Origin of the sequence: Methylorubrum sp. Q1 (assembly GCF_004683995.1) — a bacterium.
Lineage (GTDB): Bacteria > Pseudomonadota > Alphaproteobacteria > Rhizobiales > Beijerinckiaceae > Methylobacterium.
This window is the reverse complement of the sequence record NZ_SRHQ01000013.1, coordinates 111,192-126,033: the sequence shown is the minus strand read 5'-3', so window position 1 is coordinate 126,033 and position 14,842 is coordinate 111,192. Positions and strand designations below refer to the sequence as shown.

At 68.7% G+C, this 14,842-nt stretch carries 14 protein-coding genes; 9 read left to right on the top strand and 5 right to left on the bottom strand.

The features are described 5' to 3' along the window. Positions 1-5: 5 nt before the first annotated feature. Positions 6-851: a DNA-binding protein gene (locus E4V01_RS14195; RefSeq protein ID WP_135298804.1), complete on the bottom strand. Its 846-nt coding sequence runs from the start codon at positions 849-851 to the stop codon at positions 6-8. 732 nt (positions 852-1,583) lie between these two features. On the opposite strand from E4V01_RS14195, the gene E4V01_RS14190 reads away from it, so the two are divergent. The 3 genes from E4V01_RS14190 to E4V01_RS14180 all read left to right on the top strand — a co-directional run bounded on the left by E4V01_RS14190 (position 1,584) and on the right by E4V01_RS14180 (position 4,121). Further along, the gene (locus E4V01_RS14190) at positions 1,584-1,991 is read left to right on the top strand and encodes a helix-turn-helix domain-containing protein (RefSeq protein ID WP_060770668.1); all 408 of its coding nucleotides are present in this window, start codon (positions 1,584-1,586) and stop codon (positions 1,989-1,991) included. A 207-nt stretch (positions 1,992-2,198) separates the two neighbouring features. Next, positions 2,199-3,374 (top strand): methionine adenosyltransferase, encoded by a 1,176-nt coding sequence (gene metK / locus E4V01_RS14185; protein ID WP_135298777.1) that lies wholly within the window; start codon positions 2,199-2,201, stop codon positions 3,372-3,374. Positions 3,375-3,383: 9 nt separating this feature from the next. Continuing rightward, positions 3,384-4,121 carry a tRNA (guanosine(46)-N(7))-methyltransferase TrmB gene (locus E4V01_RS14180; RefSeq protein WP_060770670.1) on the top strand — a complete coding sequence of 246 codons (738 nt, stop codon included), beginning with the start codon at positions 3,384-3,386 and terminating at the stop codon, positions 4,119-4,121. A gap of 233 nt (positions 4,122-4,354) precedes the next feature. Here the strand turns inward: E4V01_RS14180 and topA are convergent, their stop codons facing one another. The 4 genes from topA to E4V01_RS14160 form a co-directional block, all read right to left on the bottom strand. Then, positions 4,355-7,087 (bottom strand): type I DNA topoisomerase, encoded by a 2,733-nt coding sequence (topA, locus tag E4V01_RS14175; RefSeq protein ID WP_135298776.1) that lies wholly within the window; start codon positions 7,085-7,087, stop codon positions 4,355-4,357. 148 nt (positions 7,088-7,235) lie between these two features. Next, positions 7,236-8,195, bottom strand: coding sequence for a molybdopterin-dependent oxidoreductase (locus E4V01_RS14170; protein ID WP_135298775.1), 960 nt, complete (start codon positions 8,193-8,195; stop codon positions 7,236-7,238). Then, the gene (locus tag E4V01_RS14165; RefSeq protein WP_135298774.1) at positions 8,192-9,064 is read right to left on the bottom strand and encodes a cytochrome b/b6 domain-containing protein; all 873 of its coding nucleotides are present in this window, start codon (positions 9,062-9,064) and stop codon (positions 8,192-8,194) included. The genes E4V01_RS14170 and E4V01_RS14165 overlap by 4 nt, the downstream gene beginning before the upstream one ends. Positions 9,065-9,228: 164 nt before the next feature. Continuing rightward, the gene (locus tag E4V01_RS14160) at positions 9,229-9,540 is read right to left on the bottom strand and encodes a hypothetical protein (RefSeq protein ID WP_060770673.1); all 312 of its coding nucleotides are present in this window, start codon (positions 9,538-9,540) and stop codon (positions 9,229-9,231) included. A 274-nt stretch (positions 9,541-9,814) separates the two neighbouring features. Here E4V01_RS14160 and E4V01_RS14155 point away from each other — a divergent pair, with 274 nt between their 5' ends. The 6 genes from E4V01_RS14155 (at position 9,815) to dprA (ending at position 14,836) form a co-directional block, all read left to right on the top strand. Then, complete coding sequence (locus E4V01_RS14155; protein WP_135298773.1) at positions 9,815-10,762, top strand: aspartate carbamoyltransferase catalytic subunit; 948 nt, start codon at positions 9,815-9,817, stop codon at positions 10,760-10,762. Between the two features lie 15 nt (positions 10,763-10,777). Next, a complete protein-coding gene (locus E4V01_RS14150; protein ID WP_135298772.1) occupies positions 10,778-11,002 on the top strand; it encodes a type II toxin-antitoxin system HicA family toxin in 225 nt (74 codons plus the stop codon). Continuing rightward, complete coding sequence (locus E4V01_RS14145; protein ID WP_083530871.1) at positions 10,999-11,382, top strand: type II toxin-antitoxin system HicB family antitoxin; 384 nt, start codon at positions 10,999-11,001, stop codon at positions 11,380-11,382. Before E4V01_RS14150 ends, E4V01_RS14145 begins: the two co-directional genes overlap by 4 nt. Positions 11,383-11,695: 313 nt before the next feature. Next, on the top strand, positions 11,696-13,006 hold the full coding sequence (locus tag E4V01_RS14140) for a dihydroorotase (RefSeq protein WP_135298771.1): 1,311 nt from the start codon (positions 11,696-11,698) through the stop codon (positions 13,004-13,006). Continuing rightward, positions 13,003-13,611 carry a glycerol-3-phosphate 1-O-acyltransferase PlsY gene (plsY, locus tag E4V01_RS14135; RefSeq protein WP_060770678.1) on the top strand — a complete coding sequence of 203 codons (609 nt, stop codon included), beginning with the start codon at positions 13,003-13,005 and terminating at the stop codon, positions 13,609-13,611. Before E4V01_RS14140 ends, plsY begins: the two co-directional genes overlap by 4 nt. 31 nt (positions 13,612-13,642) lie before the next feature. Then, positions 13,643-14,836, top strand: coding sequence for a DNA-processing protein DprA (dprA, locus tag E4V01_RS14130; protein WP_135298770.1), 1,194 nt, complete (start codon positions 13,643-13,645; stop codon positions 14,834-14,836). Positions 14,837-14,842: the final 6 nt, after the last annotated feature.

Genomic DNA, 14,842 nt, shown 5'->3' with positions numbered 1-14,842 from the left:
CCGTTCTAGCGCCGCAGCGCCCGCTCCCCCTCGATGACCTCGATGCCGTCGACGCCGGCGAGATCGATGAACGGTCCCCGACCGATCTCGACCATGCCGCGGATTCTCACGCGGCGGCCCCTCAGCGTGGCCGCCGACAAACCATGTTCGCTCAGAATCCGCCAAGAGCGTTTCTGCACGGTTACGGTCAAGCCTTGCCCGCCCCGGCGCGCGAAGTCGAGATAGGTTCGGGCCGACCGCTCGCCGACATGCAGGATGCGCCCCTCCACCACCGTGAAGCGCCCGGCGCGCGCGTTCAGCGCCGCCACATCCGTCGCCGCGAGCGGGCCGCCGGCCCACAGGCCGAGCCCGGCCGCGCGCGGCGCCTCCTCGACGGCGCGGAGCGCCGGGCGACAGAGCGAATCGGCCTCGCCGGCATCGGCATAGGCAAGCCCGGCCGCGACCAATCCTCCGGCGAGATCGACCGGCTCCGCTTCGCCAGCGATCGCGTCGGCGTGACGGCGGCCCCAGCGGTCCTCGGCACCGCGTTCGGTCAGAACCAGGGGCGCGCCGCGAAAGGCGTGCAGCCAACTTCGCGCGGCCGCGTCGAGCGCGGGCTCGTCGGGCCAGCGCAGCCCGGAGAGCACGGCCCGGCGGCCCGACGCGAGGCGCAGCTCGCCCCTGGGCCCGATGTCGGCAAGGCGATCCTCGATCGAGGCCGAAGGCCCGCAGGCCTCCGCCACCCGCGGAGCGCCCGAAGCGGCGCCGGGCGCGCCGCAGGCGGCCGCGAGCAGCCAGACGAGAGCCGGGGCACCGCCTCGGCTCGTCCTGCTCCCATACCAGCCGATCTCGTGACCATCACCGGGCAACATCGTCACCGTTCGCGCTCGGCCGTTCGATTCAGGCGAAGATGCCGCGCGAAAAGTGCCGGGATCGCGGCACGCGAGAGCGTCGCCGGCGCACAATCGCGGATTGCCGGCCCGTGCGCCTCCCGGGCAACAGCGCGCCAATCGCGCGCCTCGGCGCTTGCCCAACAATCGCGGACGGCCCAGGCCGGAGCGGTTGGCGCCCCCCCGCGATGATGCTAAGCCTGAATCGACGTCTCCGTAGCTCAGCTGGACAGAGCACAGGTTTCCTAAACTCCACAATTGGGCGCCGTGATGGGAAACCGCACGGCGGATCCACTCAAATTCGGGGAAAGCTTCCGGCGCCGCGGCGCTCTGCCGATCCCGAGCCAAGCCCGCGGTCCGGTCACGGCTCACGGGAAGGTGTAGAGACTAGACGGGTGGCACCTAAAGGCTTCGTCCGAAGCCCACGGTGAAGGGATAGTCCAGACCACGAACGCGCGAACAGCGTGGCGGCGAAAGTCGAAGTGGTATGAAACCTGGGGTCGCAGGTTCGAGCCCTGCCGGGGACGCCAATCGTTTCGCTGCCTCAGATTGCAGTCGAACATCCGATACTTCCTGCAATGTGAGTGCGACGTCACGCCGCGGCTATAACAAATGACATAATCTGTGTGTCGTTGCCATTGGCTCCCGACGCGCCCTTGCAAGCAGAAAGTTTTCGTTCGAAGCATCGCCCGAAAGAACTTGGGTAGAACGAAAATGGCAGGTCAGAAGACCGATGAGCGCGACGTCCTTCTCGGACGTCGCATTGCCGAGCAGCGCAAACGCTCGAAACTGACGCAACGAGCGGTCGCCGACAGCTTCGGGATGTCTGCCGCGCAACTCCAAAAGTACGAAAAAGGCGTTAACCGGATCAGCGCGGTTCATCTCGCGATCCTCAGTCGCCTCACCAGTACTCCGGTCTCCGACTTTCTCGATGGCATTCCCCATCCGGACCCGGAAACGGAACGCGGCTTTTCAGACAATGGCCAGCGCGCTTACGCTGTCGAACCGTGGTCTGATCTTGCCCGAGCCTTTGCTCGCCAGTTCACGGAAACGTTCACCGAGCAACAGCGCCGCGAACTTTCTGCCGCCGTCGAGATCCTGAGCCAGGAACTCAAGGGCTGACGGTTACAGCCCCGTATCGGTGCCTCCACGATCCCTATCGGGCGCGGAACCACAGGGCGCGGATGCACGCATCCGCGTTCGTTAAAACGGACGATTTCGCCATTCCGGCTTGACCGTCCGAAACGGCGATGCGACAAGCCGCGCCTCTGGAGACCAGGGTAAGCGCCGTGAGACACGAGGCGCGCCCGACAATCGGGGGTGCACACGATGCCGCGTTCCGACTACCTCTTCACCAGCGAATCCGTTTCCGAAGGCCACCCCGACAAGGTGAGCGACCGGATCTCGGACACCGTGGTCGACGCCTATCTCTCGGCGATGCCGGAGGCGCGTCTCGGCGTCGAGACGCTGACCACGACCAACCGCGTCGTAATCGCGGGTGAGGTGCGCGGCCCCGATTCCGTGACCTTCAAGGACCTCGAGGAGCTGACTCGCGAGGCCGTGCGCGACATCGGCTACGAGCAGTCGGGCTTCCACTGGAAGAACAACGAGGTGGCCATCCACCTGCACGCGCAGTCGGCCGACATCGCCCAGGGCGTGGACGCCGCCGGCAACAAGGATGAGGGCGCGGGCGACCAGGGCATCATGTTCGGCTACGCCGCCGACGAAACCCCGGCCCTGATGCCGGCCCCGATCTTCTACGCCCACAAGATCCTCAAGGACCTCGCCGACGCGCGCAAGGCCAAGCAGGGTGACGCGGCCAAGCTCGGCCCCGACGCCAAGAGCCAGGTCACCGTGCGCTACGTCAACGGCCGCCCGGTCGAGGTGACGCAGATCGTACTCTCGACGCAGCATCTCGACGAGTCGCTCGACTCGGCCGACGTGCGTGCCATCGTCGAGCCCTACATCCTCAAAGCCCTGCCGCAGGGCTGGGTCAACGAGAGCACCGTCTGGCACGTCAACCCGACCGGCAAGTTCGTGATCGGCGGCCCCGACGGCGATGCCGGCCTCACCGGCCGCAAGATCATCGTCGACACCTACGGCGGCGCGGCGCCCCACGGCGGCGGCGCCTTCTCCGGCAAGGACCCGACCAAGGTCGACCGCTCGGCCGCTTACGCTGCCCGCTATCTGGCCAAGAACGTCGTCGCCGCCGGCCTCGCCCGCCGGGCCACGATCCAGCTCTCCTATGCCATCGGCGTGGCCAAGCCGCTGTCGATCTACGTCGATCTTCACGGCACGGGCACCGTGGACGAGGCCAAGCTCGAAGGCGTGCTGATGGACGCCCTCGACCTCTCGCCCCGCGGCATCCGCACGGCGCTTCAGCTCAACAAGCCGATCTACGCCCGCACCTCGGCCTACGGCCATTTCGGCCGTGAGCCCGACGCCGACGGCGGCTTCTCCTGGGAAAAGACCGACCTCGCCGACAAGCTGAAGTCGGCCTTCTAAGCCCGAACCATGATGGGGAGGGATGACGACATCCCTCCCGAGACGGGCGGGACGGCGGAGACCGAGCGGGCCTTCTACGGGCGCCGCAAGGGCAAGCGCCTGCGCCCGGGCCAGGAGCAGCGCCTCGAAGGGGCGCTGCCTTCTCTTCGCGTCGCGCTGCCCGAGCGCGGCGAATTCCTCGATCCGCCGAGCCTGTTCCCGGTGCCGGTCGACGAGGTCTGGCTGGAAATCGGCTTCGGTGGCGGCGAGCATCTCGCCGCGCAGGCCGAAGCCCACCGCCAAGCCGGCATCATCGGCTGCGAACCCTTCGTCAACGGCGTGGTCAAGCTGCTGCGCGCCGTGGACGATCGCGGCTTGCGCAATGTCCGCGTCTGGGACGAGGACGCGACCGCCCTGCTCGCCGCCCTGCCGAATGCGAGCCTCGCCCGCGTCTATCTGCTTTATCCCGACCCCTGGCCGAAGCGCCGCCAGCGCAAGCGCCGCTTCGTGTCGGATGCCTCGCTCGCCGAGATCGCCCGCGTGCTGCGCCCCGGCGGCCATTTCCGCTTCGCCAGCGATATCGACGACTATGTGGGCTGGACCCTGGTCCGCGCCGCCCGCTGCCCGCAACTCCGCTGGACGGCGGAGACCGCCGACGACTGGCGCAGGCCGTTCGAGGGCTGGCCGGGTACCCGCTACGAGGCCAAGGCCCTCGCGGCCGGCCGGCTGCCGAGCTACCTCACGTTCGAGCGGGTCGGCGCGGACTGATCAGGCCGCCGAACCTTCCATCATCGCCAAGCGAAGCCGAAGCGATCCAGCGCGCCGCTTGTCTCGGACGGGTCGCGCGGTCGCTCGCGATGACAGCCGGCTGAACGATCCTGCGAGAAGAGGACGCGCGGCGGAGCCATCCGTGCACCGTCTCGACCCGGATGCCGCGCGGGCCGTCGGCCGGATGTCGAGACGACCCGACATCCGGAGGAAGCGGCCGCTTCCCGTGAGCGTCAGCCCGCCTTCGTCTTCGCGGCGGCCTTCTTGGCAGCCGCCGGCTTGGCGGAAGCCTTCGTCCCCGCCGCCTTCGTGGTCGCCTTGGCCGCCGTCTTGCGCACGGCCGGCTTTGCCGCCTCGCCGGCCTCCGCCTTCTTAGCCGGAGCGCGGGCGCGGGCCGCCGTCTTGCGGACCGGCTTCTTGCCGCCGCCCGAAGCGCGCTTGGCGTTGACGAGGTCGATGGCCTGCTCCAGCGTCAGGCTCTCGGCGGCCATGGTCTTCGGCAGCGTCGCGTTGACCGAACCGTCGCTGACATAGGGGCCGTACTTGCCGGCCTTGACCACGAGTGCGGCGCCGTCCGGATGCTGGCCGAGCGTGCGGCCGGGATCGGAGGAGGGGCGGCCGCGCCCGCCGCCCTGCTCCTTGGCGACGATGAGATCGATGGCGCGGTTGGCGCCGATCTCCAGCACGTCGTCCTCCTTGCCGAGATTGGCGTAGGTCTTCCCGTGCTGCACGTAGGGGCCGAAGCGGCCGAGATTGGCCAGGATCGGCTCGCCGGTCTCCGGATGCTTGGCCACCTCGCGCGGCAGCGAGAGCAGGCGCAGCGCGATCTCCAGCGTCACGCTGCCCGGCGTCATGCCCTTGGGCAACGAGGAGCGCTTGGGCTTCTCCGCGCCCTTCTCGGCACTCGCCTCGCCGAGTTGCACGAACGGCCCGAAACGGCCATCGCGCAGGGTCACGGGCAGGCCGGTGGCCGGATCGTCGCCGAGCACGCGCACGCCGGGCTGGCCGCCCTCGGCCGAGGAGCCGTCACCCTCGCCCTCGACGCCGGAGGCCGAGAGCTGGCGGGTGTACTTGCATTCCGGGTAATTCGAGCAGCCGATGAAGGCGCCGAACTTGCCGAGCTTGAGCGAGAGCTGGCCCGCCCCGCAGGTCGGGCAGGCGCGCGGATCGCCGCCATCCGCCTTCTCGGGGAAGATGTGGGGCCCGAGCAGGCCGTTGAGCGCCTCGAGGACCTCCGCGACGCGCAATTCCTTGGTGCCGCCGATCGCGGCGGAAAAATCGCGCCAGAAGTCGCGCAGCACGGAGCGCCAGTCGATCTCGGCATTCGAGACCCGATCGAGCTGCTCTTCCAGGCTCGCGGTGAAGTCGTACTCGACGTAGCGCTTGAAGAAGCTTTCGAGGAAGCCGGTGACGAGCCGCCCCTTGTCCTCCGGCTGGAGGCGCTTCTTCTCGATGCGGACATATTCGCGGTCGCGCAGGGTCTGCAGGACCGCGGCATAGGTCGAGGGCCGGCCGATGCCGAGCTCCTCCATCCGCTTGACGAGGCTGGCCTCGGAGTAGCGCGGCGGCGGCTCGGTGAAGTGCTGGGTCGAGGCGATGCGCTCGCGCTTGAGCGCGTCGCCCGCCTTCATCGCCGGCAGGCGCTTGGCGTCCTCGTCCTCCTCGTCGTCCTTGCCCTCCTGATAGAGGGCGAGGAAGCCGTCGAACTTCACGACCTGACCGGTGGCGCGCAGGTCGATCCGGCGCGGGCCGACATTCGCACTCACCTCGACGGTGGTGCGCTCCAGCTCGGCCGATTCCATCTGGCTCGCGATGGTGCGGGTCCAGATCAGGTCGTAGAGCTTGGCCTGCTCCGGTTCGAGGTGGCGGGCAACGTGCTTCGGCAACCGGCCCATATCGGTCGGGCGCACGGCCTCGTGGGCCTCCTGCGCGTTCTTGGCCTTGACGGTGTATTTGCGCGGCGCACCGGGGACGTAAGCGTCGCCGAACTCGCGGCCGATCACCCGGCGCGCGTCCTGGATCGCCTCCGGCGCCATGTCGACGCCGTCGGTCCGCATGTAGGTGATGATGCCGACGGTCTCGCCGCCGACATCCACGCCTTCATAGAGCCGCTGCGCGACCCGCATGGTCTGCGCCGGGGCCATCCCGAGCTTGCGCGAGGCCTCCTGCTGCAGCGTGGAGGTGGTGAAGGGCGGCTGCGGGTGACGTTTGGCGGGCTTGGCCTCGATGCTCGCCACCTGGAAGGTCGCGAGTTCGAGGTCGCGCTTGAAGGCCGCTGCCTCCTCGGCATTGCCGACATCGAGGCGCTGGATGCGCTTGCCGTCGGCGCCGACGAGCCGGGCCTCGAACACGCCGCCGGCCTCCGTCACCAGCGTGGCGATGATCGACCAGTATTCGCGCGGCTTGAAGCGCTCGATCTCCATCTCGCGCTCGACCACGAGACGGAGCGCCACCGACTGCACCCGGCCGGCCGAACGGGCGCCGGGCAGCTTGCGCCACAGCACCGGCGAGAGGTTGAAGCCGACGAGGTAATCAAGTGCGCGGCGCGCGAGATAGGCATCGACCAGGGCCTGGTCGATCTGGCGCGGCTTCTTCATCGCCGCGTCGACCGACGCCTTGGTGATCGCGTTGAAGGTCACCCGCTCGACGGGGATGCCCTTCAGCGCCTTGCGGGCGGTCAGCGCCTCGATGACGTGCCAGGAGATCGCCTCACCCTCGCGATCCGGGTCGGTCGCGAGGATGAGCTTCTCGGCTCCCTTCACGGCGCGGGCGATCTCGGACACGCGCTTGGCGCCGCGATCCTCCACCTCCCAGATCATGGCGAAGTCGGCCTCCGGATCGACCGAGCCGTCCTTGGCCGGCAGATCGCGGATATGGCCGAACGAGGCCAGAACCTCGTAATCGCTCCCCAGGTATTTGTTGATCGTCTTGGCCTTGGCCGGCGACTCGACGACGACGACTTTCATGAACCTCTGCCTCTCGCCAGAGCCTCACCGCAGATACGGTTTTGGGAATGGCGCGGATGCGTACCGGTCGGAGGCCGGCTCTCGCGCCGCGCAGAAGTGGGTGAGCCGCGCGGCGTTGTCAAATCGGGTGAACGTGCCGGACCTGCCCTTAAATCCCCGCGTACCACTCGTAGCCGCGATCCTCCCAATAGCCGCCCTTGCCGTCGCCGATGCCGGTCAGGCCCTCGGTCACCTCGATCCGCATGATGTATTTCGCCTGCTTGTAACCGAGCTGGCGCTCAACCCGCAGGCGTAGCGGCGCGCCGTTCGAAACCGGCAGCGCCTTGCCGTTCAGGTCGTAGGCGAGGATCGTCTGCGGGTGGTAGGCGTCGGTGAGATCGATGCTCTCGTAATAGCGAACCGGCGTACCCTGGTTCTCCTCGTCCTCGGCGTTCGGTGCCTCCGCGCCCGCGGCCTGCGAATCGCTGGCTTGGTTCTCGGCCCCCTCCGGCCGCGTCTCCATGCCGGGATTGGCGGTCTTTTCGGGCGCGACGTCTTCGTCTCCGCCGCTTGCGGAATATTCCATCGTGTCGACGCAGTGGAACACGACGTAGCGGGCGTTCGGCTTCAGGCCGGCCCGCTGAAGCACCTCCGCGAGCGGCACGCCGGTCCACTTGCCGATGGCGCTCCAGCCCTCGACGCAATCGTGCCGGGTCGTCTGGGTACGGGCGGGCAGGGTCCGCAGATCGGCGAGACTGAGATCCTGGGGCCGCTCGACGAGGCCGTCGACACGGAGCTTGAACCCGTCGAAGCTCTTGGCGGCGAGCGCCTTATAGGCCCGGTCCGGCGGCTCGATCGTGCCGTTCGGCTTGAACCAGGGCGAGATCTCCGAATCCGGAAACTCCTTGGCGAGCGAGGCCGGCGTCAGCAGCAGGCGCTGCACGAACAGGTTGGCGTCCTCCCCCGCCTTCAGCGCGCGCTGGCCCGTGGCGCTCGCGGCGAAGCGGTCGCAGCCGCCAAGGGCCGAGACGCCGAGCAGGCCGGCCGCCGCGGTGAGGAAACCGCGGCGGTGGGGCAGGGCGATCGATGAGGGGATCTGGAGGCGAGGGGTCATGAGACGGGGGGTCATGGGGTCTCTCCCGGGCCGGTGGGAAGTTTTTGGCGCTCGATCACGAACCAGCCGGTGATCATGCTGCGCATATTGTTGGCCACGCCGGAGAGCAGCACGAGCAGGACGTGGACGATCACGAACAGCACCAGCAGATTCGTGACGATGAAGTGGATCGTGCGGGCCGATTGCCGTCCGCCGAACAGGTCGGGCAGGGGCACCACCGCGTTGACGCCCGGCGACATGGCGAGCCCCGTCAGCACCATCAGCGGCAGCAGCACCGCCACCACGACGAGGTAGGTGAGCTTCTGCAGCACGTTGTAGCGCTTGGCCTCGTCCCCTTTCGGAAAGTGCAGGGTCAGGTGCTCGCGGACCGAGGAACCGAACCCGCGCATCTGGTCGCCGTCGGGCACGAGGCGCCGCCGCAACTGGCCCGTACCGATCCCGTAGAGGAGGTAGATCAGCCCGTTGATGACGAAGGCCCAGGCGAACAGGAAGTGCCAGCGCCGCCCGGTGGCGAGATCCTGATGCGCCGGCAGGGTCGCCCAGGCCGGGAAGGCGCGTCCCGCTTGCTGGCCGTTGAGGTTCGACAGGCCGAGCACGCCCGTCGTCTCGAAGGTGTGGCCGGCCACATAGACGATGCCGCGCGGCGTGCCGTCGTCCCGCTGGTCGTCGGTGATGGCGACGAACGGCTTGTCGAAGGTCGAGGCTGCGCCCCAATAGAGTGCCGGATGGGCGTTGAAGATCTGCAAGCCGCTCATCAGCAGGATGGCGAGGCAGACCACGTTGAGCCAGTGCGCCAGCCGGATCACCAGCGGATGGCGAAACATCCAGCGCCGCCGCACCGTCTCGACGATGTCCGGCCCCGAGAGCGTCGATCCTGCGGCCACGGCGCGGCTGTTCCCTGTTGCAGCATCCCGCGCCGGGCGGATGGACCGTTCGGCGCAGGAAGACTCGGAAGGTTTCGTTCGAGACGAAAAAGCCCGCCCGGTCTAACCGGGCGGGCCGAGGATCGCCTAGATGGCGATGTGGTCACAGTCGGGTGACGGGTGGATTACATCCCGCCCGCGCCGGACTCCATGCCGGAGCCGGAATTCATGCGCTTCGAGCGCATCATCTTCTTGTTCTTCATCGGCTTTTTCATCTTCTTGGAGCCGCGCTTCATCGGGCGCTGCTCCTGGCCCATGTCGTCGCCCATGGCACCCTGCTGCATTTGGCCGCCCATCTGGCCACCCATTTGCCCGCCGGGCTGGCCGCCCATGCCGGGCTCCATGCCGCCCCGCTGCATGCCCTGAGCGTAGGCGCCGGACGAGAGAGCGAGACCGAGCGAGAGCGCACCGGCGGTCAGGAGAAGTCGCGTATTCATAAGCTACCTTTCGTTTCCGGGTAGGCAGACGGATACCGGGACAGGTATTCGACGCACTCAAACCCCAACGGATGTTTGGAAAACGGAAGCGAGGCTGGATCGTTCAAATTTTTCTCGATCACAGGCTCGCGATGATCAAGAAAATCTCTCGCCCGCAACCCGGCGAGACCGTTTTTCCTCGTGCCATCGCCCGCACCGCCCGACCGGACACGCCTGCGCCTTGCCGGGCCCTTCCCGGGCCCCTATAGCGCGGAGCCGACGCCAGAACCGCCGCATGACCGCTCAGACCGCACCCGCCTTCCCGCACCGGCACTTGCTCGGCATCGAAGGCCTGAGCCGGCCGGACATCGAATCGCTGCTGGAGCGCGCCGACGCCGCCGTCGCCCTGTCGCGGCAGGTCGAGAAGAAGCGCACGACCTTGCGCGGTCGCACGCAGATCAACCTGTTCTTCGAGCCCTCGACCCGCACGCAATCCTCGTTCGAGCTGGCCGGCAAGCGCCTCGGCGCCGACGTGATGAACATGTCGGTCGCCTCGTCCTCGGTGAAGAAGGGCGAGACGCTGATCGACACCGCCGCGACGCTCAACGCCATGCGGCCCGACATCATCGTGGTGCGCCACCACGCGGCGGGCGCCGTGCACCTGCTCGCCCGCAAGGTCGATTGCGCCGTGGTGAATGCCGGCGACGGCGCCCACGAGCACCCGACCCAGGCGCTGCTCGACGCGCTCACCATCCGCCGCAACAAGGGCGGCATCGAGGGGCTCCACGTCGCGATCTGCGGCGACGTCCTGCATTCGCGGGTGGCGCGCTCGAACATCATCCTGCTTCAGGCGCTCGGCGCCCGGGTGCGGGTGATCGGCCCCTCGACCTTGCTGCCCACCGGCATCGAGCGCTTCGGCGTCGAAGTGTTCACCGACATGCGCGCGGGGCTGAAGGGCTGCGACATCGTGATGATGCTGCGCCTCCAGCGCGAGCGGATGAACGGCTCCTTCGTGCCGAGCGTGAAGGAATATTTCCGCTATTACGGCCTCGACGGCGACAAGCTGGCGCTCGCCAAGCCGGACGCGCTGGTGATGCATCCCGGACCCATGAACCGCGGCGTCGAGATCGCCTCCGACATCGCCGACGGGGCGCAGTCGCTGATCCGCGAGCAGGTCGAGATGGGCGTCGCCGTGCGCATGGCCGTCCTGGAAGCCCTGGCGACGCACCTGCCGAACGGGTGAGGCTCAGCGCTTGACATGCCGCCGCGCGACTTCGAGCTTGATAATCTGGAAATCCGCCGTCGGCTGGAGCGCGAGGGTTGGCGGCTGATCAAGTCGCGGGGCGGGAATCACGATGTCGACAAGCATCCCGACAAACCCCAGCACATCCCGATCTCGCGCGGACGCGGCGACCTGCCGCTTGGCACGGCACGCAGCATCGCGCGTGCGCCGGCTGGATTCGCTGAGGGATCACAACGATGATTCACTCCATCGGCATTCTGGAGAAGGAGCCAGGCACCCTGTGGGGTGTATGGTTCCCAGATCTAATCGGGTGCACGACGGCGGCCGACACGGCTGAGGGCGCGCTACGTCAGGCACCGGAGGTCTTGCGGCTCTATCTTGAGTGTTTGGCCGAGGACGGCATGACACCGCCGCCCGTGCGCAGCCTCGATGTCCTGCGTGAGGATCCGGAGGTGGCCGAGGCTCTGGCAGCGGGGCATGCCGCCGTTGTCGTTTCCGTCGATGAAGACGCTCTCCTCGACGAGCGGGCTCTCAGCGCCATCGACGCCGCAGCCCAGCGTCGAGGCCTCTCCCGTCAGCGCTTCATCCGTGAGGCCCTGATCGAGAAGGCCGCCATTTAAGCCATCTCCGCACGAACGGGATCGCGTCCATTGCTCAGCCTCTGGTTCTGGCTGGAACGTTGGTTTACCGACGTGCCGAGTCTCTGGGTCCTCGCCGCTCGGGGAATGGTGACGGTCTTCGTTCCCGTTACGGCGATCTTCATCCTCGGTCTTGTCGCTGGCTTGAGCGGCGAGGTTGTCGCGTCACTCACAGGCATCCTGTATCTCGCGGTCTTCGCGTGGTTCGGTTGGATGGTAACGAAGCTCTCCCGTCGGAGGCCATGACTTGGCTCGACCGGACCCGTTGCGCTTGGCGGAGAATTTCTCAGTCCCAATGACCGCTCCTCCGCTTCTCCTCTCCAACGCCCATCTCCTCGACCCGGCCAGCGGCCGCGAGGGCCCCGGCGCCGTGCTCGTGCGCGACGGCCGCATCGCCGATGTCGCCTGGGGTGCCGCACCCGATGCACCGGAAGACTGCAAAAAAATCGACTGCGGCGGGCTCACCCTCGCGCCGGGCCTGATCGACCTGCGCGCCTTCGTCGGCGAGCCGGGCGCCGAGCACCGCGAGACCCTGGCCTCGGCGAGCGCGGCTGCCGCGGCCGGCGGCGTGACGACGCTGGTCTGCATGCCCGACACCAACCCCGTCATCGACGGGCCGGCCATCGTCGATTTCGTGCTGCGCCGCGCCCGCGACACCGCCTGCGTCAACGTGCTACCGGCCGCCGCCATCACGAAGGGGCTGGCCGGCCGCGAGATGACCGAGTTCGGCCTGCTGGCGGAAGCCGGCGCGGTCGCCTTCACCGACGGGCTGAAAGCCGTCACCAACGCGCAGGTGATGCGCCGCGCGCTGACCTACGCCCGCGATTTCGGCGCGCTGCTGATGCAGCATGTCGAGGAGCCGGACCTCGTCGGCGAAGGCGTGATGAACGAGGGCGAGATGGCCTCCCGCCTCGGCCTGATCGGCATCCCCCGCGAGGCCGAGACGGTGATGCTGGAGCGCGACATCCGCCTCGTGCGCCTCACCGGCGCGCGCTACCACGCGGCGATGATCTCCTGCGCCGATTCGGTCGAGATCGTGCGGCGGGCCAAGGAGGCGGGGCTGCCCGTCACCTGCGGCGTGTCGGTCAACAACCTCGTGCTCAACGAGGGCGACATCGGCCACTACCGCACCTTCTGCAAGCTCTCGCCCCCCTTGCGCCGCGAGGACGACCGGCAGGCGGTGATCGCCGCGCTGAATGAAGGCGTGATCGACGTCATCGTCTCCGACCACAATCCGCAGGACGTCGAGACCAAGCGCCTGCCATTCGCCGAAGCCGCCGATGGAGCGCTCGGCATCGAGACCCTGCTCGGGGCGAGCCTACGCCTGCTCCATACCGGCGACGTGACGCTGGGAACGCTCCTGAAGGCTCTCTCGGCCAACCCCGCGGCGCTGCTCGGCCGCGAGGCGGGGCGCCTCGAAACAGGCGCGCCCGCCGACCTCGTGCTGATCGACCCCGATCTGCCCTACCTGCTCGACAAGCGGCAGTTGAAGTCGCGCTCCAAGAACTCGCCCTTCGACGAGGCGCGCCTCCAGGGCGCGGCGGTGCTGACGCTGGTCGGCGGCCGCATCGTCCACCGCTCCGACCTCTCGGCTCTGGCCGCATGACCACGCTTCTCGCGGCCGGCTGGCCGGTCCTCATCGCGGCTCTCGTCCTCGGCTATGCCTGCGGCGCGATCCCCTTCGGGCTGATCCTCACGAAGTTCGCCGGCCTCGGCGACGTGCGGGCGATCGGCTCGGGCAATATCGGCGCGACCAACGTGTTGCGAACCGGCCGCAAGGGGCTCGCCGCCGCGACGCTGCTCTGCGATGCGCTCAAGGGCACGCTGCCGGTGCTCGCCGCAAGCCAATGGGGAGAAGGGCCGGCGCTGGCTGCGGGCCTCGGTGCCTTCCTCGGCCATCTCTTCCCGGTCTGGCTCGGCTTCAAGGGCGGCAAGGGCGTGGCGACCTTCATTGGCGTGCTGCTGGCGCTGAGCCCGGTGACGCTGGCCGCCTTCGCCGCGATCTGGCTCGGGCTCGCCTTCGCCCTGAAATACTCCTCGCTTGCCGCGCTCGCGGCGTCGGCTGCCACGCCCCTCATCCTGTGGGCGCTGGGACACGGCTCGGTTGCAGCGCTCTTCCTCGTGCTCGCAGCTTTGCTATGGTGGAAGCACGCGCCCAACATCCGCCGACTCGCCGCCGGCACCGAGGGGCGGATCGGGAAGAAAGGGTGAGTGCCGCCCCCTCCCGGACGGAGGGGGACCGATGCAACTCACCGACGCGCAACGCCTCGATTGGCTGCGCCTGATCCGTACCGACGGCATCGGCCCGCGCACCTTCCGCGGCCTGATCAACCGCTTCGGCAGCGCGTCGGCCGCGCTCGACGCCCTGCCGGACCTGACGAAGCGGGCGGGCAAGCGCGCCGTGCCGCCCACGAAGGCCGAGGCCGAGCGCGAGATGGCGGCGGCCGCCCGCCTCGGCATCCGCTTCCTCGCCATGGGCGAAGCGGCCTACCCGAAGGCGCTGCACGCCACCGATACCGCGCCGCCGCTGATCGCCGTTCGCGGCGACCCGGCCACGCTTCTCAAGCCTTCGGTGGCCATCGTCGGCTCGCGCAACGCCTCGACCGCGGGCCTCGCCTTCACCGAGCGGCTCGCCCGCGGTTTCGGCGAAGCTGGTCTCGTCGTGGTCTCGGGGCTCGCCCGAGGGATCGACGCCCGCGCCCATAAGGCCACGCTCACCACCGGCACCGTCGCGGTCCTCGCGGGTGGGCAGAACCGGATCTATCCAGAGAACCATGCCGGCCTCGTCGAGGAGATCGTGGGGGCGGGTGGGGCGGTGGTCGCCGAGATGCCGATGGGCTGGGTGCCGCGCGGGCGCGACTTTCCCCGCCGCAACCGCATCATCTCCGGCCTCAGCCTCGGCACCGTCATCGTGGAGGCCGCGCGCCGCTCCGGCTCGCTCATCACCGCCCGTTTCGCGCTGGAGCAGGGCCGGGAAGTCTTCGCGGTGCCCGGCTCGCCGCTCGATCCGCGGGCGGAGGGCACCAACGACCTGATCCGCCAGGGTGCGACGCTGGTCTCGGAGGTCGAGCACGTCCTGTCCGTGCTCGATCCGCTGATCGCCGGCGGCGCGCCGCAAGCGGACGGCCTGAACGACCGCTCCGAGACGTGGCGCACGCCCGATTACTGGGACGAGATCGAATTTGACGGACGCGCCGAGACCGCGCTGCCGCTGTTTCCTGCCGCGGCAGAGCCGGAAGATGGTCCCCCCGAGCCCCGGGACGACCGCGAGCGGCTGATCGCATGCCTCAGCCCGGTTCCGGTCGGAACCGATGAGCTTGCCCGCTCCACCGGCCTATCGGTTCGGATCGTGCAGACGACGCTGCTCGAACTCGAACTCGACGGCCGGATCGAGCGGCACGGCAGCGGGACGGTCTCCCTGGTTTCGCGGGCGTGACGCGGC

Bases quoted from the DNA above. Each gene is read 5' to 3' on its own strand.
- E4V01_RS14195 (WP_135298804.1), bottom strand. From the start codon at position 851: ATGTTGCCCGGTGATGGTCACGAGATCGGCTGGTATGGGAGCAGGACG.
- E4V01_RS14190 (WP_060770668.1), top strand. From the start codon at position 1,584: ATGGCAGGTCAGAAGACCGATGAGCGCGACGTCCTTCTCGGACGTCGC.
- metK (WP_135298777.1), top strand. From the start codon at position 2,199: ATGCCGCGTTCCGACTACCTCTTCACCAGCGAATCCGTTTCCGAAGGC.
- E4V01_RS14180 (WP_060770670.1), top strand. From the start codon at position 3,384: ATGATGGGGAGGGATGACGACATCCCTCCCGAGACGGGCGGGACGGCG.
- topA (WP_135298776.1), bottom strand. From the start codon at position 7,087: ATGAAAGTCGTCGTCGTCGAGTCGCCGGCCAAGGCCAAGACGATCAAC.
- E4V01_RS14170 (WP_135298775.1), bottom strand. From the start codon at position 8,195: ATGACCCCCCGTCTCATGACCCCTCGCCTCCAGATCCCCTCATCGATC.
- E4V01_RS14160 (WP_060770673.1), bottom strand. From the start codon at position 9,540: ATGAATACGCGACTTCTCCTGACCGCCGGTGCGCTCTCGCTCGGTCTC.
- E4V01_RS14155 (WP_135298773.1), top strand. From the start codon at position 9,815: ATGACCGCTCAGACCGCACCCGCCTTCCCGCACCGGCACTTGCTCGGC.
- E4V01_RS14150 (WP_135298772.1), top strand. From the start codon at position 10,778: ATGCCGCCGCGCGACTTCGAGCTTGATAATCTGGAAATCCGCCGTCGG.
- E4V01_RS14145 (WP_083530871.1), top strand. From the start codon at position 10,999: ATGATTCACTCCATCGGCATTCTGGAGAAGGAGCCAGGCACCCTGTGG.
- E4V01_RS14140 (WP_135298771.1), top strand. From the start codon at position 11,696: ATGACCGCTCCTCCGCTTCTCCTCTCCAACGCCCATCTCCTCGACCCG.
- plsY (WP_060770678.1), top strand. From the start codon at position 13,003: ATGACCACGCTTCTCGCGGCCGGCTGGCCGGTCCTCATCGCGGCTCTC.
- dprA (WP_135298770.1), top strand. From the start codon at position 13,643: ATGCAACTCACCGACGCGCAACGCCTCGATTGGCTGCGCCTGATCCGT.